The 21316-nt window shown below is 68.5% G+C and carries 21 protein-coding genes and 1 pseudogene; 13 read left to right on the top strand and 9 right to left on the bottom strand.

What is annotated here, in order from left to right:
• Nucleotides 1-529: 529 nt before the first annotated feature.
• Nucleotides 530-1153, top strand: a complete 624-nt coding sequence (gene upp, locus PUT80_RS44330) for a uracil phosphoribosyltransferase (protein ID WP_037816101.1) — start codon at nucleotides 530-532, stop codon at nucleotides 1151-1153.
• Here upp and PUT80_RS44325 read toward each other — a convergent pair.
• On the bottom strand, nucleotides 1146-1736 hold the full coding sequence (locus tag PUT80_RS44325; protein ID WP_275295719.1) for a TetR/AcrR family transcriptional regulator: 591 nt from the start codon (nucleotides 1734-1736) through the stop codon (nucleotides 1146-1148). The genes upp and PUT80_RS44325 overlap by 8 nt on opposite strands.
• Before the next feature lie 95 nt (nucleotides 1737-1831).
• Between PUT80_RS44325 and PUT80_RS44320 the strand changes: the two genes are divergently transcribed.
• The 8 genes from PUT80_RS44320 to PUT80_RS44285 all read left to right on the top strand — a co-directional run bounded on the left by PUT80_RS44320 (nucleotide 1832) and on the right by PUT80_RS44285 (nucleotide 10420).
• Nucleotides 1832-2233: a MerR family transcriptional regulator gene (locus PUT80_RS44320; protein ID WP_009072633.1), complete on the top strand. Its 402-nt coding sequence runs from the start codon at nucleotides 1832-1834 to the stop codon at nucleotides 2231-2233.
• Nucleotides 2230-3210, top strand: coding sequence for an aldo/keto reductase (locus PUT80_RS44315; protein WP_037816099.1), 981 nt, complete (start codon nucleotides 2230-2232; stop codon nucleotides 3208-3210). Before PUT80_RS44320 ends, PUT80_RS44315 begins: the two co-directional genes overlap by 4 nt.
• Nucleotides 3211-3343: 133 nt before the next feature.
• A complete protein-coding gene (locus PUT80_RS44310; RefSeq protein WP_275295718.1) occupies nucleotides 3344-4888 on the top strand; it encodes an NAD(P)-binding domain-containing protein in 1545 nt (514 codons plus the stop codon).
• A 1-nt stretch (nucleotide 4889) separates the two neighbouring features.
• Nucleotides 4890-5915 carry an alpha-hydroxy acid oxidase gene (locus tag PUT80_RS44305; RefSeq protein WP_275295717.1) on the top strand — a complete coding sequence of 342 codons (1026 nt, stop codon included), beginning with the start codon at nucleotides 4890-4892 and terminating at the stop codon, nucleotides 5913-5915.
• Nucleotides 5912-7234 carry a cytochrome P450 gene (locus PUT80_RS44300; RefSeq protein WP_275295716.1) on the top strand — a complete coding sequence of 441 codons (1323 nt, stop codon included), beginning with the start codon at nucleotides 5912-5914 and terminating at the stop codon, nucleotides 7232-7234. Before PUT80_RS44305 ends, PUT80_RS44300 begins: the two co-directional genes overlap by 4 nt.
• Nucleotides 7231-8502: a cation:proton antiporter gene (locus tag PUT80_RS44295; protein ID WP_134732536.1), complete on the top strand. Its 1272-nt coding sequence runs from the start codon at nucleotides 7231-7233 to the stop codon at nucleotides 8500-8502. Before PUT80_RS44300 ends, PUT80_RS44295 begins: the two co-directional genes overlap by 4 nt.
• Nucleotides 8503-8594: 92 nt before the next feature.
• Nucleotides 8595-9242: a response regulator transcription factor gene (locus tag PUT80_RS44290; RefSeq protein ID WP_037816092.1), complete on the top strand. Its 648-nt coding sequence runs from the start codon at nucleotides 8595-8597 to the stop codon at nucleotides 9240-9242.
• The gene (locus tag PUT80_RS44285; RefSeq protein WP_275295715.1) at nucleotides 9239-10420 is read left to right on the top strand and encodes a HAMP domain-containing sensor histidine kinase; all 1182 of its coding nucleotides are present in this window, start codon (nucleotides 9239-9241) and stop codon (nucleotides 10418-10420) included. Before PUT80_RS44290 ends, PUT80_RS44285 begins: the two co-directional genes overlap by 4 nt.
• Nucleotides 10421-10891: 471 nt before the next feature.
• Here the strand turns inward: PUT80_RS44285 and PUT80_RS44280 are convergent, their stop codons facing one another.
• Together PUT80_RS44280 and PUT80_RS44275 are read right to left on the bottom strand one after the other, a co-directional pair.
• Nucleotides 10892-11245 (bottom strand): hypothetical protein, encoded by a 354-nt coding sequence (locus PUT80_RS44280; protein ID WP_037816086.1) that lies wholly within the window; start codon nucleotides 11243-11245, stop codon nucleotides 10892-10894.
• 40 nt (nucleotides 11246-11285) lie between these two features.
• Nucleotides 11286-11726 (bottom strand): hypothetical protein, encoded by a 441-nt coding sequence (locus tag PUT80_RS44275; RefSeq protein ID WP_275295714.1) that lies wholly within the window; start codon nucleotides 11724-11726, stop codon nucleotides 11286-11288.
• A 146-nt stretch (nucleotides 11727-11872) separates the two neighbouring features.
• Between PUT80_RS44275 and PUT80_RS44270 the strand changes: the two genes are divergently transcribed.
• Both PUT80_RS44270 and hisS read left to right on the top strand, forming a co-directional pair.
• Nucleotides 11873-12256 carry a hypothetical protein gene (locus PUT80_RS44270; RefSeq protein WP_275295713.1) on the top strand — a complete coding sequence of 128 codons (384 nt, stop codon included), beginning with the start codon at nucleotides 11873-11875 and terminating at the stop codon, nucleotides 12254-12256.
• A gap of 36 nt (nucleotides 12257-12292) precedes the next feature.
• A complete protein-coding gene (hisS, locus tag PUT80_RS44265) occupies nucleotides 12293-13588 on the top strand; it encodes a histidine--tRNA ligase (protein WP_037816082.1) in 1296 nt (431 codons plus the stop codon).
• Between the two features lie 459 nt (nucleotides 13589-14047).
• On the opposite strand, the gene PUT80_RS44260 is transcribed toward hisS, so the two are convergent.
• Nucleotides 14048-14497: an NAD(P)H-dependent oxidoreductase gene (locus PUT80_RS44260; protein ID WP_009072659.1), complete on the bottom strand. Its 450-nt coding sequence runs from the start codon at nucleotides 14495-14497 to the stop codon at nucleotides 14048-14050.
• 10 nt (nucleotides 14498-14507) lie between these two features.
• Nucleotides 14508-16136, bottom strand: coding sequence for a phospho-sugar mutase (locus PUT80_RS44255; RefSeq protein ID WP_275295712.1), 1629 nt, complete (start codon nucleotides 16134-16136; stop codon nucleotides 14508-14510).
• Between the two features lie 57 nt (nucleotides 16137-16193).
• Between PUT80_RS44255 and PUT80_RS44250 the strand changes: the two genes are divergently transcribed.
• A complete protein-coding gene (locus PUT80_RS44250) occupies nucleotides 16194-17345 on the top strand; it encodes a glycosyltransferase (RefSeq protein ID WP_275295711.1) in 1152 nt (383 codons plus the stop codon).
• 102 nt (nucleotides 17346-17447) lie between these two features.
• On the opposite strand, the gene PUT80_RS44245 is transcribed toward PUT80_RS44250, so the two are convergent.
• Genes PUT80_RS44245 through PUT80_RS44235 form a run of 3 tightly spaced genes read right to left on the bottom strand, consistent with a single transcriptional unit; the run spans nucleotide 17448 to nucleotide 19635 of the window.
• The gene (locus PUT80_RS44245) at nucleotides 17448-18233 is read right to left on the bottom strand and encodes a purine-nucleoside phosphorylase (RefSeq protein WP_134732548.1); all 786 of its coding nucleotides are present in this window, start codon (nucleotides 18231-18233) and stop codon (nucleotides 17448-17450) included.
• A complete protein-coding gene (locus PUT80_RS44240; protein ID WP_134732550.1) occupies nucleotides 18230-18658 on the bottom strand; it encodes an ABA4-like family protein in 429 nt (142 codons plus the stop codon). Before PUT80_RS44240 ends, PUT80_RS44245 begins: the two co-directional genes overlap by 4 nt.
• The gene (locus PUT80_RS44235; protein WP_275295710.1) at nucleotides 18655-19635 is read right to left on the bottom strand and encodes a hypothetical protein; all 981 of its coding nucleotides are present in this window, start codon (nucleotides 19633-19635) and stop codon (nucleotides 18655-18657) included. The genes PUT80_RS44240 and PUT80_RS44235 overlap by 4 nt, the downstream gene beginning before the upstream one ends.
• A 108-nt stretch (nucleotides 19636-19743) precedes the next feature.
• On the opposite strand from PUT80_RS44235, the gene PUT80_RS44230 reads away from it, so the two are divergent.
• Entirely contained in the window at nucleotides 19744-20364 is a 621-nt protein-coding gene (locus PUT80_RS44230; RefSeq protein ID WP_078870604.1) for a MerR family transcriptional regulator, read from the top strand.
• 154 nt (nucleotides 20365-20518) lie between these two features.
• On the opposite strand, the pseudogene PUT80_RS44225 reads toward PUT80_RS44230, so the two are convergent.
• Nucleotides 20519-21316, bottom strand: a pseudogene (locus PUT80_RS44225) (serine/threonine protein kinase); the annotation flags it as partial.

Raw genomic sequence — 21316 nt, 5'->3', positions numbered from 1 at the left:
CGAAGCTTGATTGTGCTGACGGTTCGGGGGTGCTTGTCAAGGCGGGAAAGATGCCTTGACAAGCACCCCCGAACCGCAGGGGAGCTTCGTATCGGGGTGCGGGGGAGGGGCTGGGTGCATCGATGGTTGGGTGCATTGGCTGCGGGGAAGGGCCAGGTGCCTGGCTCGTTGGGTGCGTCGGTGCGGCTGGGGTCCTCGGTGCTGGGTGCATCGGCTGCGGTTTGGGTGGGGTTAGCGCCCCAATGTGGCATTGGGTGCATCTGACGCACCGAACGCCACATTGGGTGCATCCGACGCACCCAATGCCACATTGGGGAAGCATCCCTGTGGCTGGGTTGGCGGGGCGGCCGTGAAGGGCTCCTTGAGGGAATCCAGGTCCGTGAAGGGGCCCCTCACCTCTGGAGCATGGTCGTGAGGGGAACCCTGCGGGAATCAGGGGATGTGAGGGTGGCCCTCACGACGTAATGGGGCCCACGAAGGTGCGGGGGAAAGAGTGGCGGGTCCGAAACGGGCGGCTAAGTTGTGCGCTATGGATGTGCAGGTAGTCGATCACCCGCTGGCCAAGGCTCGTCTCTCGACCATGCGGGACGCTCGGACTGACAGTGCTGCGTTCCGGGCCGCGCTGCATGAGTTGACTGTCATGCTCGTCTATGAAGCCATGCGGGACGCGCCGGTGCGTACTGAGCGCATTCATACTCCGGTCGCGCGCACTGACGCTTATCGGCTTGCCAGTCCGCCGTTGCTGGTGCCTGTGTTGCGGGCGGGGCTTGGCATGGCTGACCAGGCGCACAAGCTGATCCCGGACGCGCAGATGGGGTTCGTCGGGCTCGCTCGTGACGAGGAGACGCTCAAGCCGACCCCGTATCTCGAGTCGCTGCCCGAGTCGCTCTCGGATCGGCCGGTGTTGGTGCTTGATCCGATGCTCGCGACCGGTGGCTCGATGGAGTACACGATTCGCCTGCTGACCGATCGTGGTGCTACTGACGTCACCGCCATCTGTGCGCTTGCCGCGCCGGAAGGGTTGGCGCATCTGGAGCAGACTGGGCTGCCGCTGCGGGTGGTCACGTCGAGCATTGACGAGCGGCTCAACGATTCCGGGTTCATCGTGCCGGGGCTCGGCGATGCGGGGGACCGGCAGTACGGGGCTAGGTAAGCCAGCCGGAAGCGTTGGCGTGCAAGGCTTTCTCGTACGCGTCGGAAACACTGAAGCCGTCCGGGAGGCGGCCGGACAGTTCCAAGGACACCAGGCCGTGCACGAAACCCCACAGGCTGACGGTGATCAGTTCCGGTGCGACGTCCTGGAACTGGCCGGACGACACCGCGGTGCGGACGACGCCCGTCAGCGGGGCGAGGGTGGCTTGGGCGACCTCGTCTGCCTCGGCGTTGGGTTCGAAGCCTGGCACGGAGCGGCTGAACATGATCGCGTACAGGTGCGGGTCGGCTAGGGCGCTTTCTCGGTACGCGATGCCCAGCCGCACGAGGTCGGCTACTGCGTCGCCGGACAGGGGGACCTTCGCCAGGCGGGCGCCGAAGCGGCGGAAGCCTTCCACGTACAGCGCGTTCACCAGGTCCGGTTTGCTGCCGAACAGCGAGTACACCGCGGTGGTCGACGTGCCGGAGTCGGCGGCCAGTTTGCGCAGCGACAGGGCCTTGGGGCCGTCCGCGGAGATCAGTTCGCCTGCCCGATCCAGGAGCTTCAGCCGGAGGGTTTCGTCATGAGTACGGGGGCGAGGCATGTACCCAGCGTAACGCAACAACGTTATAAAACGCGACCGTGACCGTCGTTTTAAGATTTGACCTGGAGTGCACTCCAGGTCGTACTGTCGAGCGCATGAGCTACTCGATAGCGGAAGCCGCACGACGTAGCGGCCTGTCGATCGACACCCTCAGGTACTACGAACGGATCAAGCTTCTCGAACCGCCCGCACGAGACTCGGCGGGGCGGCGCGCCTACTCCGACGAGGACCTGAACTGGCTCGGCTTCCTCACGAAGCTGCGGCTCACCGGGATGCCGATCAAGAGCATGCGCGAGTACGCCTCGCTGCGCAGGCACGGGGTGGCCAGCGCGGGACGGCGCAAGGCGATCCTCGTGGAGCAGCGGCAGTCGGTCGCCGACCGGATCGCCGAACTGCAGGGTTGTCTCGACATTCTGGACTACAAGATCGCCAACTACGAGCAGATCGAGCGCAAGGCCTTCGGCGTCGCGCCCGAGATGGAGGGAATTTCCGCGTGATCGGTACGAGGAAGCTCGGCGCACTGGAGGTCGGGGCACAGGGGCTCGGCTGCATGGGGATGAGCTCGGCCTACGGCGTGCGCGACAACGACGGCGAGTCCGTCGCCACCGTGCACCGGGCGCTGGAACTGGGGGTGACCCTGCTCGACACGGCCAACGTGTACGGCGCGGGGGAGAACGAGAAGCTCGTCGGCAAGGCGATCGCGGACCGTCGCGACCAGGTGGTTCTCGCGACGAAGTTCGGCATCGTGCACACCGATCAGGGCATGACCGCGCGCGGTGACGCCGCGTACGTGAAGCAGTGCTGCGACGAATCGCTGCAGCGGCTCGGGGTCGACCACATCGACCTCTACTACCAGCATCGCGTCGACCCGAACGTCCCGATCGAGGAGACCTGGGGCGCGCTCGCCGAGCTGGTCCAGGCCGGGAAGATCCGTTTCGCCGGGATCTCCGAGGCGGGCGCTGACACGATCCGCCGGGCGCACGCGGTGCATCCGGTCACCGCGCTGCAGAGCGAGTGGTCGCTGTGGACGCGTGGCATCGAGGACGAAATTCTCGGCACCTGCCGGGAGCTGGGGATCGGAATCGTGCCGTTCTCGCCGCTGGGGCGGGGGTTCCTGACCGGCGCGGTCACCTCGGTGCAGGAGCTGCCCGAGGGCGACATGCGGCGCGGCCTGCCGCGGTTCGCCGAGGACAACTTCGCGCGCAACATGGCGATTGTCGAGGCGCTGCGCGCGCTGGCCGCGGACAAGGGGGTCACCGCGGGGCAGCTGGCGCTCGCCTGGGTGCAGGCCAAGGGCTCCGACGTCGTGCCGATTCCGGGCACGAAGCGGCGGAAGTACCTGGAAGAGAACGTCGGCGCGGCGGAGCTGGAACTGTCCGAAGAGGACATCGCGGCCATCGAGAAGGCCGCTCCGCTCGAGGCGGTCGCCGGTGCGCGGTACCCGGAGGCGCTCGCGCGCGTCACCGGCAAGTAGCGGCTGAAGCCGGTGCCCCGCGACGGAAGCGGGGCACCGGTGTCCCGAAGACCGGGTACGTTCTGAGGGATTTCTGAGATCTTCCGACCACTCTGATCGCCGTCAGATCAAGGCGACGCGGGAGGTCGGTTTCATGGCGGACGTGCTGGACTACCTGGTGGTCGGAGCCGGGCCGGCGGGATTGCAGCTCGGGCGGCAGCTGGGCGGGGCCGGGCGCAGCTACCTGGTCCTGGAGCGCGGGTCCGTGCCCGCCGCGTTCTTCACGCGCTTTCCCCGGCACCGCACGCTCATCTCGGTCAACAAGAAGTACACCGGATGGACCGACCCCGAGCTGAACCTCCGGGTCGACTGGAACTCGCTGCTCGACGACGGGCCGGACCCGCTCGTCTTCACCGACTACAGCGCGGAGATGTTCCCGCCCGCGGAAGCGTTCCTGCGCTACACCGCCGATTACGCGGCGAAACACGACGTCAAGATCCGGTACGACACCGAGGTTACGCGAATTTCGCGCGCAAACGACGTCTTCACGGTCACCGCGGCGGACGGGGAAACGTTCAGCGCGCGGCGGCTGATCATGGCGACCGGCGTGACCAAGCCGTATGTCCCGGACGTGCCGGGCATGGAACTGGTCGACCAGTACGCCGATTACGACACCGAGCCGGAGCAGTTCATCAATCAGCGCGTCCTCGTGCTGGGCAAAGGAAATTCCGCCTTCGAGACCGCCGACAGCATCAATGCCTACGCCGCGGTGCTGCACGTCGCGGGGCCGCGACCGGTCAAACTCGCTTGGCGCACGCACTTCGTCGGGCATCTCCGCGCGTACAACGCCGGCGTGCTCGACATGTACCAGCTTAAACTGCAGCACGCGATTCTCGACGGCGACGTCCGCGAGATCACCAAGGACGACGACGGCTACCACGTCAAATTCGCCTTCGCCCGCGCCAATGAACTGGTGAAGGAGATCCGTTACGACCGGGTCATCGCGGCCACCGGATTCCGGTTCGACGCCTCGATGTTCGACGAGGACTGCCGTCCGGAGATGACGATCAACAACCGGTTCCCGGCGCAGACGTCGTCGTGGGAATCGGTGAACGTGCCGGGACTTTACTTCGCCGGGACGATCACCCAGGTGCGCGATTTCAAGAAAGCCACCAGCGCGTTCATCCACGGCTACCGTTACGGCGTCCGCGCGCTTTCCAAGGTGCTCGACGAGCGTTACCACGACACCGAATGGCCCAACACGGTGGTGGCCAACAAGACCAGCGAACTGGTCGACGCCGTCATCCGCCGGATCAACCGCACTTCCGCGCTGTACCAGCAGTTCGGCTTCCTCGCCGACGTCCTCGTGGTCGACGGCGACCAAGCCAGGTACTACGAGGAAGTCCCGGTCGACCGGTTCAAGGACACCCCGCTGGGCGAGAGCGCCGACGCGTTCGTGATCACTCTCGACTACGGGCCGGACCACGACAAGATCGACCCGTTCGATTTCACCGTCACCCGCGCGAGCCAGGACGTCGCGAACGATTCCGGCGAAGGGCATTACCTGCACCCGATCGTCCGGCATTACCAGGGCGGCGAATTGGTCGCGACTCACCACGTCACCGAGAACCTCGAAAACGAGTGGAACCGCCCGGTGCACGTGGACGCGTTGACGGCCTTCTTCACCAAGCAGCTCTGACATGCGCACGATCGCGGAGCTGGAAGCCATCGCGCGGGAACGGATGGAACCAGCGCACTACGACTATTACGCCGGTGGCGCGGGGCGAGAAGACACGTTGCGCGCCAACGAAGAGGAATTCCGCCGCCGGGTCCTCGTGCCGCGAGCGCTGCGTGGAGTCGGCGAACGCGACCTGTCGGTGGAAATCGCCGGATCGCCGTTGTCGATGCCGATTTTGGTGTGCCCGACGGCTTTCCACCGGCTCGCGCATTCGGACGGAGAACTCGCGACCGCGCAAGCCAGCGCGGAAGCGGGCACCGTCTTTGTGTGCAGTATGGCCTCGACGACGGCGGTTGAGGACGTCGCCAAGGTCGCGGACGTGCTGTGGTTCCAGCTGTATGTGCAGTCAGACCGGGAGTTCACCGAAGCGGTCATCAGCCGGGCGGAGAACGCGGGCGCGCGGGCATTGGTGATAACGGTCGATTCCGCGGTGCGCGGGCGGCGAGAACGCGAATTTCGCCACTCGTTCCACGATCTCCCTCCGGGGATGGCCGCCGAGAACATGCGCGACAGCACCGGTCGCGTGCGGAATATCGAGATGCCCGTCGATCTGACCTGGGAAGACCTGGGCTGGCTGCGCGCGGCCACGAAAATGCCGTTGCTGCTCAAAGGCGTGCTGCACCCGGAGGACGCCCGGCAGGCGGTGGCGGCCGGAATCGACGGGATTTTCGTGTCCAACCACGGCGGCCGGCAACTCGACGGCGCAATTTCGAGCCTGGCCGCACTGCCGGAAATCGTGTCCGTTGTGGACGGTCAAGTGCCGGTGCTTCTCGACGGCGGCGTGCGAAGCGGCGCGGACGTCGTCAAAGCGCTCGCTCTCGGCGCGGACGCGGTCGGCGTCGGCAGGCCGGTGCTGTGGGGCCTCGCCGCGGCGGGACAGGAAGGGGTCGCCGAAGTGCTGGAACGGCTGCGCGAGGAAACGGACACCGCGCTCGGCCTCTGCGGGGCGCGCACCCCCGGCGAGCTGACCGCGGACCTGGTCCGATGAAGCGGCTCGTGGTCGCCGGGGCGGCCGGGCTGATCGCGACCTCGCCGAAGTGGCTGCCCGGCCGGGTGGTCGCGCTGCGGAACCGGATTTTCGCGCTGGTCAACGGGGAAGAGGGCTACCCGGTGCCGGTCGAGGACTTCCGCCGGGTGTACGCCGATCCGGCCGCCGACGGACGCAGCGAGGGCGCCGCGCTGTCCGACCTGTTCTGGTACTGGCTCGCGCCCGGACCCCAGGTGCACCAGGAACATCTGGAGCCGGGCCCGCGCTACGACGAGGTCGCCAAAACGACCCGGAGTATCCTGGTCAAGTCGAAGGCCGAATCGCAGGCGCTGACCGAACGGGTCGCCGCACGCGTGCTCGACCGGATCGAAACCGGGCCGGGACGGCTGCTCCGGCTGCGCGACGAGATGATGCCGGTCTGGGCCGAACTGTACTACGAGATGGTCTTCGGCGAACCGTGTCCGCCGGAGGCGCGGGACCTCATCGTCGGGCACGCCGACGACGTCGTGTCCGCGCTGAAGTGCGTGCGCCCGCGCAACATGCGCCGTCGCGCCCGGCTCACCGCGTACCTGCGCCGCCGCCTCGACGACGTACCGCATCCGCTGCCGTCCCGGCTCACCCGCGAGGAGCAGGTGTTCTACCTGCAAGGGACGTTCTTCAACACCGCGGTCGTGCAAATGTCCGAGGCGATGGCGCACCTGCTGATGGTGCTCGCCGAACATCCGCGGGTGCAGCGGAGGCTCGCGGAAAACCCGGACGACGACGAGTACTTCGACCGCGTGCTGGACGAATGCCTTCGCACGTACCCGCTGTTCGGCATCGCGCACCGGATCAGCACCGGCGACATCGAACTGGCCGACCGGACCATCGACGCAGGAACCGTGCTGCTGTTCAGCTATCCGGAATTCCACCACGCCGGGCTGGACCGGGCCGGCGAGTTCGACCCGGAGCGCTGGGCCGGTTGCCCCGCGCACCAGCAGAGAAATTTCTTGCCGTTCGGCGTCGCGCAGAACCGGCCGTGCCCCGCGCGCGGCCTCGCCCCGGTGACGATGCGGGTGGTCACCAGGGAATTCCTGCGCCGATTCACCCTCGCCACGAGCGCCGCGCACACCCGGTCGATTCCCAATCGCGGACCGGTTTTCGTCACGCCGCGCGGATCGCGGAGAAATCCGCGGACCGCGCTGGCCTATCTGGCGGTGCGGGATCGCTGGGAAGACGTGTGGCGCAGCCTCGCGCAGTTGGTGTTCGGCACCTACATGGTGCTCGACGCGCGCCGGCTCCGGTTGTGCACCAAACACTTCCAGGGAGGAACTCGATGAGTGCCGTAGAAGCCGCACCCGCGTTTTTCCTGGCGGCCGTGGTGATCCTGGCGGCCTGCCGCGCGGTGAACGCGCTCGCCGTGCGGCTCGGGCAGCCGCCGGTGGTCGGCGAGATGGTCACCGGCGTGCTGCTGGGCCCGTCGCTGCTCGGACTCCTGCTGCCGGGCGTGCAGGAATGGCTGTTCCCGGACTCGGTGCGGACGCTGCTGTACCTCGGCGGCCAGATCGGGCTGGTCATCTACATGTTCGGCGCGGGCTACGAATTCCGGCTGAGCGCGCTCAAGGAAGGCCGCCGAACCGTGGCGGCAGTGTCCGCGGCGGGCACCGTCGTGCCGCTCGCCCTCGGCGTCGGGGTGAGCGTGCTCGGCGCGAACTGGGCCGGGATCCTGAAACCGGGGGTGTCGCCGGTGGTTTCGGCGGCGTTCGTCGCGGTGGCGATCGCGATCACCGCGTTCCCGATGATGGCCCGGATCATCACCGAACGCGGCCTGGGCAGCACGAGGTTCGGTTCGCTGGCGCTGGCCTGCGGCGCTCTCGACGACGTCCTCGCCTGGATCCTGCTGGCCGTCGTGCTCGGCATGCACGCCGGTACCGCCGGTCCGATCGCGACGGCCATCGGCGGCGGAGTGCTGTTCGTGCTGCTGGTGTGGCTGGTGGTCCGCCGGATCGTGGCGAAGGTGATGGACAACCCGCGGGTGTCGGTGGATCAGCGGATGCTCGTCACCGCCATGTTCCTCTTCGCCGCCGCGTGGTTCACCGACGTCATCGGCCTGTACGCGGTGTTCGGCGCGTTCGTGCTCGGGCTGGTGTTCCCGCGCGGCGAGGCGGCCGACGCGGTGCTCGCGCGGATCATGCCGGTCGGCCGGGTCGTGTTCCTGCCGCTGTTCTTCACCTACTCCGGTCTGAACACGCGGTTCGCGCTGCTCGCCGACCCGAAGCTGCTGCTGTTCGCGCTGGTCTGCATCGCGGTCGCGGTGGTCGGGAAACTGGGCGCCTCGTGGGGCGCGGCACGGCTGACCGGCGAACCGCAACCGGTCGCGCTGCGGATCGGCGTGCTGGTGAACGCGCGCGGATTGATGCAATTGGTGGCGTTGAACGTTGGGCTGTCCGCCGGAATCGTTTCGCCCGCGCTGTTCACCGTCCTGGTGCTCGTCGCGCTCGTCACCACGATCATGACCTCGCCGGTGCTCGGCTGGCTGGACAAACGCGACGCCCGCCGGTACGCGGACGGGGAAATGCCCGAATTTCTCCTGAGCGGGCGAAGCTGAGCGATTGCCTACGAAAGTCGAGGGTCGGATGGCCGGATCACTGCGAGTATGGACCTGTGCACGATGAGGCAGAGACCCCGGCGGCTTCCCGGGTGCTCCTGGTCGAGGACGATCGCGATCTCGCCGGGATGCTCGTCGAATTGCTCGCCGGAGAAGGTTACGAGACCGAAGTGGCCCACGACGGACAGCGCGGCCTGCACCTCGGGCTCACCGGAAGGCACGCGGTGGTGATTCTCGACCGGCGGCTGCCGGTGGTCGACGGCCTTTCGGTGCTGGCCCAGCTGCGTCGCAGGGCGGTGCCCGCGCGGGTGCTGGTGCTGTCCGCGCTGGGCGAGCTGGCCGACCGGGTGCACGGCCTCGACACCGGGGCCGACGACTACCTGGTGAAACCGTTCGAGACCGACGAACTCCTCGCCAGGGTGCGCGCGTTGTGCCGCCGCGACGCGGAGCACGCCGAATCCCTCCCGCTCGGCGCGGCGGCGCTCGACCTCCAGCGGCACGAGGTCGTCCTGCCGCGCGGCGAGCGGGTGACGCTGTCCGGACGCGAGTTCGAGCTGTTGCGCACGCTCGCCCAGCGGCCCAAGGCAATCCACCCGCGCGCGTCGCTGCGCGCGGGAGTGTTCACCGAGTCCGCCGCGGAGTCCATTGTGGACACCTATGTGTACTACCTGCGGCGGAAGCTGGGCCGCGGCGTGGTGAAGACCGTGCACGGCCTCGGCTACCAGATCGGGGCGGTGTGACCACCGTCGTCGCTCCGGAGGCGCGGGCGCTGCGGCGCGCGCGGCGGATCATCGCGGGCCAGATCGCCGTGGTGATCACGATCGTCGTGCTCGCCGCGGGCGCGATCGCGTACTGGGTGCTGCTGCGCGGGCAGGCCGCGGAGACCGAGCGGCAGCTGGATTTCGTTTTGGGACAGGGGCTTTCCGCGACCCCGCCCGGCTGCACCTACCTGGTGACGCCGCAGGGACACGCGCCTGCCGGGCGGCTGCCGTTCGCGCTCCCGCCGATTCCCGCGGTACCGAACGACGGCGACGTAGTGACCGAAGAACGCGTGCTAGACGGCGCGACGTACACCATCCGCACGGTCAACCGCGACGGTGAAGTCTGGCAGGCGTTCTTCAACGAGCATTACCTGATCTCGGACCGGGAACAGCTGCTGCTGGGGCTCGGGGTGGCCGAGCTTGCGGTGCTGATCATCTCGGTGATCAGCGGATACCTGCTGGCCGGGCGGGCGATCCGGCCGTTGGGCGAGGCGTTGCGCCGGCAACGGACGTTCGTCGCCGACGCTTCCCACGAGCTGCGGGCGCCGTTGACCCGGTTGCACACCCGCACGCAACTCCTCGCCCGGCGCGGCGGTGCGGGACCGGCCGAGCTGGAAACCCTGGTCTCAGGCACCCGGGAACTGGGCGCGGTGGTCGACGATTTGCTGCTGTCCGCGCAGGCCTGTTCCGAGCGGCCGCATCTGGAGCCGGTGCAGCTGGCGGTGCTTGCGGAACAAGCCGTGGCGGCGGAATCGGTCCGCGCGAACGACCGGCAGGTGGACCTCCGGCTGAGCCGTTCACCCGGCCTGGAGGACGTGGTTCCAGGCGTACCGACCGCGTTGCGGCGAGTGCTGTCCGCCTTGCTGGACAACGCGATCGGGCACACGCCGCCCGGCGGGTCGATCGAGGTGATTCTCGCCAACCCGGATGCCCGGCACGTCGAACTGCGCGTGTGCGACACCGGGACGGGCTTCCCGCAGCACGAAGCGGAACGCCTTTTCGAGCGGTTCGCCCACGGAGCGCACGGCGAGGGACGGCGGTTCGGACTGGGGCTGGCGTTGGTGCAGGAAGTCGTTGCGGGACACGGCGGGACGATCGCCGCGTTCGGCAAGCCTGGGGTCGGTGCGACGTTCACGTTGCGCTTTCAACGGGCTTGAGCTTGCGGGCCTGGAACTTCTTGTACAGGAAGAAATAGAGCTTGATGTACTGGCCGACCAAGTACGGCGTTGACGATCGTGCCCTCGCGGCCGGGGTGCATGGCTTTCTTTGCTTCCGCTGACATTCGTGAGGGGAACCTTCAGGAATCAGCGTCAATGCCAGGAACTTAAGGCTGCGTCATGGGTGCGGTTTGAGGCCGTCCGCCCAGGCCAAAGGCTCGGCGGAGCACGAGCGGCGAGAGCAGGATCATCGTCTGTGAGGGCCTCCCTGAGGGAATCTGATTCCCTCAGGGAGGCCCTCACAGCCCTGCACGCCCGGTCACGCGGGCATCAATAGGGCATTTCGCCAATTCTGGCGTCCTTTGTGGACAGGCAACAGGCACGGCGAAACGCAGCTCAAGTTCCGGGCATTGGGAATCGGATTCCGTGTGGGTTCCCCTCACGAACGTTTGCACTGGCCGGATCTGGCGCTCAATCGGTGAGGCTGTCCGTCGGCAACAACGCCCGCAACCGTCGGGTCGTCGCCTCATACTCCACATACGCGCGCGAATTCTCCGGCCCACCGGCGGCCATCAGCTCGTCGTGCGCGATCGCCTGCTCCGCGATCACCGAAGCGAGCAGCACGAGAAACCGCGCCGACCGTTCGGAGCGGACCGCCATCTCGGCGGAACCGGGAAGGCCTCGCTCGGCGAAGCCCTCGAACACGGCGGTGTTCTCGCGCTGCTTCTCCGCCAGCAACCGGCAGGTCGCCGATTGCTGGCGGAGTTGGTCGGCATAAGCCACCTGCGGCGAAGCGGCATCCCCGGGCTGGCTCACGCCCGACATGATGCCCGTTCTCCGCCGCGGACACCTACTGGATCGGTTCCTAGAGCACGACGACCGTGAACACCGCCGACACCGCCGCGGTGAACAGGGTCGATTCGGGGTGGAAGACCCGCAGCGTCAAGCTCCCGGAGACGTTCAGCCGGATCCCGAGGTCGAAGTCGTGGTCCGGCGAGCACGAGGCGGCGGCGAGGTTCACCCACGCTCCGGCCTGGGTTTGCTGCTGGAGGTACAAGATCCCGTCGTCGTCGGCGCGGCCAGTCGGGCCGGTCGCGAAGTGTCCGTGGATCCGGATCTGCTCTCCCTTGTGCACCTTGGCCTTGACCGGTGCGGCCTTGATGTGCACCGGCTTCTTCTTCGCCAGCTGGTGCGCGGCCGGAACCGCGGCCTGCGCGGGCAGGGCGGTCGAGCACAGACCGGCGAGGGCGAGGGACAAGGCGAGACCGGCCCATCGGGCGCGGCGCCGCATCGAGGTCGTAGTCATGTCCTTCAGCGCAGTCCACCGTCGTCCGCTCCGCCGCTCGATTCCCTCGACCGTCGGGTGACAGCCACCGGCAAGGGGGACCCACAAGTTTCGTGACAGTGTTTTAAAACAGTGTTATGGTCGCTCTGCACCCCAAGGAGGCGACCATGCACGGCCCCGTCCAGTTGTTCACCGTCATCGCGCTCGTATCGCTGCCCACCGTCATGTACGGCGGCTACGAGCTGAGCGGCGTCCTGCGCCGCGGTGACCTCACCGAGAAGCAGCGCGGGTTTTTCCGTGCCGGACACGCGCACGCCGGTGTCCTGCTCGTCCTTACGCTCGCCGCGTTGCAGCTGGTCGAGCACGGCGGGCTCGGCGACACCGCGCGCTGGATCGTCTGCTTCCTGCTGCTGTTCGGCGTGCTCGCGCAGTCCGGCGGGTTCTTCCTCGCGATGCTGCGCACCCGCGTCGGCATGAGCGTCACGACCGGCGGGGCGGTGCTGCTCGGCGCGGCCATGCTGCTCACCGCGTACGGCGTCGCGTTCCCCTGACGAAATCGCTGGCGCCGGGTCGTTAAGCTTGATGACGTGCCTGAATACCTGTCAACTGCGCCTGTCAAGGGGACCCGAGACTTCCTCCCCGCCGAAATGTCCGTCCGCACGCAGGTGTTCGGCCATCTCTACGACGTGCTGGAGCGCTACGGCTACCTCCGCTACGACGGCCCGATCCTGGAGCAGGCGGAGGTCTACGAGCGGAAGTCCGGCCAGGAGATCGCCGACCAGCAGCTGTACACGCTCACCACGCGCGGCGGCGAGCGGCTCGCGCTGCGCCCGGAGATGACGCCTTCGGTGGCCCGGATGATCGCCGGCCACGCGAAATCGCTGTCGTTCCCGGTGCGCTGGTACAGCCACCCGAACTGCCACCGCTACGAGCGCCCGCAGCGCGGCCGCGTCCGCGAGCACTGGCAGATCAACGCCGACATCTTCGGTTCGGAAAGCGCGAACTGCGAGATCGAGATGTTCGAGCTGATCCACGACCTGATGGGTGCGGTCGGCGCGACGCCGGACATGTTCGCGGTGCGGGTCAACGACCGGAACCTGCTGTCCTCGGCGCTCACTGACGTCGTCGGGATCTCGCCGGACCACCTGGCGCAGGTGTTCGCGCTCGTCGACCGGTGGGAGAAGACCTCGGCCGAGGAGCACGCGGCGAGCGCCGCCGAGATCGGGTTGTCGGACAAGCAGTACGAGAAGCTCGCCGAGACCCTCGGTGCGGGCCCGGCGCTGCTCGACGAGCTGCCCGCGGAGGTCAAGGCCGAGTCGAACCTGGTCAAGGTGCTGTCCAGCAGCGCGGCGAGCCTGGTCCGGTACGAGCCGCTGATCGTGCGCGGGCTGGCGTACTACACGTCGACCGTGTTCGAGGTCTTCGACACCTCGCCGCAGAACCGCCGGGCGCTGTTCGGCGGCGGCCGGTACAGCAACCTCGCCTCGATGTTCACCAAGGAGCAGATCTCCGGCATCGGGTTCGGCATGGGCGACGTGACGTTGATGGACTTCCTCGACACGCACGGCCTCACGCCGCAGCCGCGCAGCGAGGTCGACGTCGCGGTCATCCCGGTCACCGAGGATCTGGCGGACCCGGCTCGCGACGTCGCGACCGTGCTGCGCAAGGCGGGCCTGCGCACGTCGACCCCGCTGGAGCTGCGCAAGCTGGGCAAGGAGCTCACCCGCGCGGACAAGGCGGGCGCGGTGGCGGTCGTCATCGTGGGCGAGGAGGACTGGGCGGCCGGCCGGGTGACGGTCCGGAGCCTGGCCACGCGTGAGCAGGAGCAGGTCGCGGTGGCCGACGTCCCGGCCGCGGTGCGGGCGATGGTTTCGCCGGCCTGATTTTTCTCAAGGCGGGTGCCGGTCTCTTGACCGGTGCCCGCCTTCTTTATCCGCCGAGTGGCGGATCCGGTGCGATTTCGTCACTCACCGCAGTCGGCTGCCGGTGAACTAGCCGCCGTTTCCGGCTGTCCACAATGGACAGTCAGGGGCCGGTCCGTTGGGCCGGTCGGGGTGCCGGTGGTCCGCTGACTGGGACACGAACCGCTGCCGGATCCATGTTTCCCGGGCTTCGCGGTCCTGGTCGGCGCCCTCAGAGTTGAATCGAGCACGCTTGGTTGCCATTGCAGGGTCGTCATGATCGGTTCTTTGTAGTACCCTTGCGTAGTCGAGGTTGATCGCCTTCGTTGCGAACCCTTGACCTGGCCTGTTGCCGGAGGTCGACCCCCAGGGCTTCCGGTGACAGGCCTCTTTACTTTCCCCTGGAAGGCTTTTGGCCCCGTTCAGCGGAGCAGCCGCTGCTCACATGAGCGTCGCGGCAAGGGTTCCGCCGAGTTCGGTCACCGCTTCCAGCGCGGCTTTGTCCGGTTCGCCCGTCACGAGCACGGGCTCGGCCACGCGGGTCCAGCCGAGCCCGGTCGTGATCGCGTCGAGTTGCCGCACGGTCCCGGACGTGTCGTTGTTGCCGTGCACGTACGCCCCGAACGGACGGCCCTTCGTCGCGTCCAGGCACGGGTAGTACACGGTGTCGAAGAAATGCTTCAACGCTCCGCTCATGCTGCCGAGGTTCGCCGGCGTGCCCAGCAGGTAGCCGTCCGCGGCGAGCACGTCGGCCACCGTCGCGCCGAGCGCGGGGCGGCGGACGACGTCGACGCCCTCGATGTCCGGATGCTTCGCGCCGGCGAGCGCGGCCTCGAACATCGCCTGCATCGACGGCGACGGCGTGTGGTGCACGATCAACAACGTTGGCATGGTTCTCCCGTCAGCGCAGCAGCGCGGTGATCTCCTCGCGGACCGCGTCGAGCACTTCCGTCGCGCTGCGCCGCGCGTCGGCGAGCCCGCCGGTCACCGGAGCCACCACTTGCAGGTACGCCTTCAGTTTCGGTTCCGTGCCGGACGGCCGCACTACGACCCGCACGCCGTCGCCGCTCAGCCGGAGCACGTCGGCGTCCGGCAGGAGGTCTTCGAGCGTCACCGGCGCCCCGCCGAGCGTGGCGGGCGGGTCCGAGCGCAACGCGGCCATGAGGCGGCCGCGCACGGAAAGATCGGTGACCCGCAACGACACCTGATCGGTGAGATGCACGCCGTGCCGGGTCGCGATGTCGTCGAGAACGTCCAGCAGCGTGCGGCCCTCGGCCTTGAGCGTCGCCGCCAGGTCCGCGCCCGCGACCGCCGCGGCGATGCCGTCCTTGTCGCGAACAAAGCTCGGATTCACGCACAGGCCGAGCGCTTCCTCGTACGCGAACACCAAGCCCTCGCCCGCGCGGACCAGCCACTTGAACCCGGTGAGCGTTTCCGCGTAGCGCGCGCCCTTTTCCTTGGCCACCTCGCCGAGCAGCGACGAGGACACGATCGTGGTGGCCACCAACGGATCCGGGTTGTCCGTTGTGGACAGAAGGTGCGCCCCGAGCAGGACGCCGGTCTCGTCGCCGCGCAGCATCCGCCAGCCGTCGGGGCCGCGGACGCCGAGCGCGCACCGGTCGGCGTCCGGGTCGAGCGCCACCGCGAGGTCAGCGTCCACTTCGGACGCCAGCGCCAGCAGGAGGTCGGTCGCGCCGGGTTCCTCGGGGTTCGGGAACGAGACGGTGGGGAAGTCGGCGTCCGGTTCGGACTGTTCGGAAACCAGGTGCACGTCAGTGAATCCGGCCCGGGACAGCGCGGCCTGGAGGGTCTCCGCGCCGACGCCGTGCAGCGCCGTCGCGGCGATCCGCAGTTCGCGTGTCGTGCCCCGCGGCAGCGCGCCGACCGCGGCGAGGTACGCCTCGCGCGGGTCGACGACCTCGGCGCCGGGCGTGCGCGGGATGCTCCGGGTGGCCGGGGCGGACTGGATCGCGCGCTCGATCTCGCCGTCGGACGGCGGCACGATCTGCCCGCCGGTGGCGTCGTAAAGCTTGTACCCGTTGTCCGCGGGCGGGTTGTGCGACGCGGTGATCTGGATCCCGGCGACCGCTCCGTAATGCAGCACCGAGAACGCCAGCAACGGCGTCGGCAACGGCTGCGGCAGCACCTTCACCGCGAACCCGGCGGCGGTCAGCACTTCGGCGGCGGCGGTGGCGAACGCTTCCGACCCGTGCCGCGCGTCGCGGCCGATCACGACCACGCCGCCCGCGTGCCCCTGCGCGGCGAGCCAGGCCGCGACGCCCGCGGTGGTCCGCGTGACGACCGCGACGTTCATCCCGTTCGGTCCCGCGCGCACCGGTCCGCGCAGACCCGCGGTCCCGAACTCCAGCGGTCCGGCCATCCGGTCGGCGATCTCCTCGATCGCGCCGGGCTCCTTGCCCATCGCGCGGGCGAGGGCGGCGGTCAGTTCCTCGCGCGAGGCCGGATCCGGGTCGTCGGTGATCCAGCGGTAGACGGAATCGCGGAGGCGGGAATCGAGGCTGTCGGACACCCGGGCCAGCTTACGCGGATCCGGATATCGGGTGGTGGCTGACGATACGCTCGGGGAGTGCGCATTCTTTTCACGTCCCTCGCGTCTTACGGGCACCTTTATCCGTTGCTGCCGCTAGCCTCCGCCGCGCGCGACGCCGGCCACGAGGTGCTTTACGCGACCGCATCCGACTTCCACCCCACGCTGGAGAAGGCCGGGCTCGAAGCCGTCGCCGCCGGGTTGACGCTGCAGGAGGCGTTCAACCTCCTCTTCGCAGGCGACACCCGCAGCCGCTACGAGGTCCCGGAAGCCGAGCTGAACGAGGCGATCGGCAAGGCGTTCGGCAGGCTGCTGCCCACCCGGTTCATGACCGACCTCGCCGCGGTGCTCGCCGAGCGGAAACCGGACCTGGTCGTGTACGAAATGGGCAATCCGGGCGGCGCGTTCGCCGCGCATCAGGCGGGAATCCCGGCGATCGGGCACGGTTTCGGCCGGGTGTCCGGCGGCGGCCCGATGGAGCACATCACCGAGCAGATCGACGCGTTCGCCGCCGAGCTCGGCCTCACCGGAAGCAGCAAGCTTTTCTGGGGCCAGCCGTTCGTGGACATCTGCCCGCCGTCGGTGCAGGCGCCGGCGTTCCTCGCCGGAGCCCAGCGGGTGCCGCTGCGTCCGGTCGGCTGGAGCGAACCGGGCGATCTGCCGTCCGGCGTCGAAGGCCGGGACCGCGGCCGCCCGCTGCTGTACCTGACGCTCGGCACCACCGGAGCCAGCCAGGCGCACCTGCTGACCTCGGCGTTGCACGGACTGGCCGCGCTCGACGCGGACGTGCTGGTGGCCACCGGCCCGGCGGTCGACGTCGCGGCGCTCGGCGAGGTTCCGTCGAACGTGCGACTGGAGGCATGGGTGCCGCAGTCGCAACTGCTGCCGCACGTCGATCTGGTGGTGCACCACGGCGGCAGCGGAACCACGCTGGGCGGGTTCGCCGCGGGGGTGCCGCAGTTGCTGCTGCCGCAGGGCGCGGACCAGTTCACCAACGCGGACGCCGTGGTCGCCGCGGGCGTGGGCGCGAAGCTGGTCGGCGACGAACTGACGACAGACGCGGTCCGCGAGACGGCCGGCCGGTTGCTGGCCGACAGCGCAGTGGAGGACGCCGTGCGCGGGCTGGCGGAGGAGGTCGCGGGGATGCCTTCGCCGGAGGAAGTCGCGGCGCAGTTGCCGCAGTACGCCTGAGTTGCTTGCGCCCCAATGTGGCATTGGGTGCATGTGACGCACCGAATGCCACATTGGGTGCATGTGACGCACCCAATGTGGCATTGGGGCGCTAGCCGGAGCTCACGCGCGGGTGACGAGCTCCTTCAGCAGCGAACCCATCCGCGTCGCCGACTGCCGCCCGGCCTCGAGGACTTCCTCGTGGTTGAGCGGTTCGCCGGTCATGCCCGCGGCCAGGTTCGTGACCAGGGACAGTCCGAACACCTCGAGCCCGGCCGCGCGGGCGGCGATCGCCTCCAGCACGGTCGACATGCCGACCAGGTCCGCGCCCATGGTGCGCAGCATCCGGATCTCGGCGGGCGTCTCGAAGTGCGGCCCGGGCAGGCCCGCGTACACGCCCTCCTCGAGCGAATCGTCGATCTCCCGCGCCAGGTCGCGCAGGCGCTTGGCGTAGAGGTCGGTCAGGTCGACGAAGTGCGCGCCGACGATCGGCGAGCGCGCGGTCAGGTTGAGGTGGTCGGCGATCAGCACCGGCTGCCCGACGTTCATGCCCGCGCGCAGCCCGCCCGCCGCGTTGGTGAGCAGCACCGTCCGTGCGCCCGCCGCCGCGGCCGTGCGCACGTTCTGCACGACCGGGTCGATGCCCTTGCCCTCGTAGAAATGCGTGCGGCCGAGCAGGACCAGCGCGCGCTTGTCGCCGATCCGCAGTGACCGCACCGTGCCGCCGTGGCCGACCGCTCCGGGCGGGGTGAAGCCCGGCAGCTCGCCGAACGGGATCTCCGCGTCGGCGGTTCCGATCACGTCCGCGGCCGGACGCCAGCCCGAACCCAGCACCACGGCGATGTCGTGTTTCTCGACGCCGGTGCGCTCGGCGATGACGGCCGCGGCCGCCTCCTCCAGGTTGCTCATGCCGCCGAGCGTATCCGGGCGCCGCGCACGGCGAGGAACGCGACCAGGCCGAACGGCGACAGGAAGATCGTCAGCAGGAGCAGCGGGCTGACGATCCACCACGGGATCCGGTGCGTGCGCGCCTCGAAGAACATCCAGCGCGCGATGAACAGGTCGAACGCGATCAGGTGCGCCCAGACCAGCGCGGCCCCGTACGGTGTGCTCAGGAATCCTTGCAGGACACCGAGATCCGGTCGTTGCATCGCGTGCCACAGCTCGCCGAAGTGCGGGATCGCCAGCACGAAGTACCAGATCAGCGGCAGCAGCGGCACCCACGGCGACGCCAGGATCCGGCGAGTGCCGCGCCAGCCGGGCAGGAAGATCATCAGCGCCCAGAACGGAACCGCGACCGGGAACGTCCAGGCGAAGACAGTCAGGTCGCTCACCGGACCGCCTTCCTGGCCGGCACCAGCACCGACGCCGCGGCAGCCACCGCGACCACGCCGACGAGCAGCCCGGCGGCGGCCAGCGTCGTGCTGCTCGGGTGGATGAGCGGTTCGCCGCGTTCGGCCTGCCACAGGATCAGGCCGACGAGCCCCGCGTAGCCGACCGAACCCGTCCACACCAGCCGCACGCGCACCGCGCTTTCGCGCAGCCGGGGCAGTCGCGTCGCGAGCACCGCGAGCCCGAACGCCAAGAGCGGCAACGCTTGCAGCGCGTGCAGGCCGATGAAGTGCGCGATGCGCAGGTCGCCGCCGGTGGTGCTCCAGCCGAGCAGCGGAAGACCGGGGCCGCCGTCCGCGACGCCGACGCTGTGCGCGCCGATGAGGTCGGAATGCCCGGTGGCTTTGATCTCGGCCCGTTCGATCGGGGTCGGCTGGGTCATGGTCGCGCCGAGGCCCGCGCCGATCAGCGCGAGGACCGCGCTGGTGCGCACCGCCCAGTACACCGCGCGGTCTTCGATCCGGGTGAACATGAGCAGCACGGTGACGACGAGCGTGGCGAGCCAAAGCCCCGCGACCATGACCCCCATGGCCTGGAACAGCGCGGCGTCGAACGGGGACGTGTTCGCGAAGTGGCTCGGCCGGGCGCGGGCCGCTTGGAAGGCCATCGCCACGTACTCGGCGGCGAACAGCACGACGGAGACGGTCGTGGCGACGTTCGCGACCTTGCGCAACCGGCCGTTCAGCAGCGAGACGAGCCAGCTCCAGGTGAAGTAGTAGAGCCCGCCGGACACGGCGAACTTGAACGGCTTCGCCCACACCGGCGCGCCGAGCAGGGTCCGGTGGTCGATCAGCATCGCCACGACGGTCAGCACCGTCGCGACGCCCATCGCCGCGGCGAACCACAGCGAAGGCCGGTGCCACGTGCGCATCCGGGCGGTGGGCAACGTCGCCGCGGGCGGGTCGACGGTGGTGGTCATGAGGTCCTCCCAGTATGGATAGTGATGCTCTCCACTATGGGAAGTTAAGCTATCCATGCTGAGAAGTCCTCAGGGTTTTTCCCGGAAGTTAGGGTCGTGCGGGTGCGGATGGCAGAGCTGAGCGCCGAGTCCGGGATTCCGGTGGCGACGATCAAGTACTACCTGCGGGAGGGGCTGCTCCCGGCCGGGGAACGGACCAGTCCGAACCAGGCTCGCTACGGCGAGGAGCATGTGCGGCGGCTGAAGCTGATCCGGGCGCTGGTCGAGGTCGGCGGGTTGTCCGTGGCGACCGTGCGGGAGGTCGTGGCGGCGGTTGATTCGGACCGGGCCGCGTACAACGTGCTCGGGGTGATGCAGCGGGCGTTGACTGGATCCGCGGTGGAGGTTTCGGACGAGGATCGCGAGTGGGCGATGGAGTTGTTGTCTTCGCTCGCTCGGAAGCACGGGTGGAAGTTCGGGCCGGAGAATCCGGTGGCGGATGTGCTGGTGGGGACCGTGTGCACGATTCGTGCGCTGGGGCATCAGCCGTTGCTGGATCAGATCGGGCGTTATGCGGAAATTGCCGATCGGATCGCGGAGGCGGATTTGGACACTCTTGAGGCGGGGGTGTCCATGGATCGGATGGTTGAGGCTGCGGTGGTGGGGACTGTTTTGGGGGATCGGTTGTTTGAGGGGTTTCGGAGGTTGGCTCAGGCTGCGGAGACTGGGCGTAGGTATTCGGAGGGGTGAAATTCTTCTGGGGGCCGGACGCCTCGTCGCCTGGCGGCGACATTGCGCTCGCTGTGGGGCCCGCCACCCCGAAGTTTTATTGTGCTGACGGTTCGGCTTCGGATCGGGGTTGGGGGCGGTGTGGGTGCCTCGATTGTTTGTGCAGGGCTGCGGTTTACGAGGCCGCGGGGAAAGACAGGGTCGGGGCTATTTGGTCAAAGGTGGCGGAGCCGGTGTCTTCCTGTTCTGCTGGCACCGTCAGGGAAAGTAGCCACAGGGTGTTTTCTGATTGTTTGATCAGGGCGTAGGTGGCTCGGGTGATTACTGCGTCTGGGTTGGCGGAGCGGGTTTGTGCTCGTTCTACTGCGCGGAACATGACCTCAGTGCCGTTGGGTGTTTGCACTGGCTCGCGGGTGAAGTTGAAGGAATCCGGCGAACCGGAGGAGCGCAGTGCGGTCATTGCGTCGCCGATGGAATACTTCTCATAGAAGTTCGGGATTCGTTCCAGGCGCAGGGATTGGCGGCCGTCCGGGGAAACGTACTGGACTACCGTTGAGGTGCCGAAAGTGGATTTTCGGGATGCGATGAAGCGTTTCCATCCTTCGGGCACGGAAAGGGTGTATTCGCTGTCGCGCGTGACGTTTGCCGTCGAGCTTGCGTTGGCGTGCTGCGGGATCAGCTTCAGCGGCTCCGACGAACCGCCGACTGTGCCCGCGGTCGCCAGCGTTCCGGTTTCCACGCCTTGCGGCGGCAGCAGGTTCTGGCCGCTCACCACGCGGGCCAAAGCGAAACCGCCGCCGCAGGCCAGGGCGAACAGGACCATTGAGGCGACTGCCAGCATCGCCGTCGCTTTGCCGCTGCGGCGTGGGGGTGGCGGCGGCAGCGGGGCGGGCAGCGGCGGCGGTGGGGGCAGCGGGGGAGCGGGGGCGAAGGCTGGCGCGGAACCGGTGTTTCCCGAGCGCATGAACGGCAG

The sequence above is a fragment of the Amycolatopsis sp. La24 genome, from assembly GCF_029087445.1.
GTDB lineage: Bacteria > Actinomycetota > Actinomycetes > Mycobacteriales > Pseudonocardiaceae > Amycolatopsis > Amycolatopsis nivea.
Note: the sequence above shows the minus strand (reverse complement) of the source record. Positions and strands in the feature narration are given on the sequence as shown.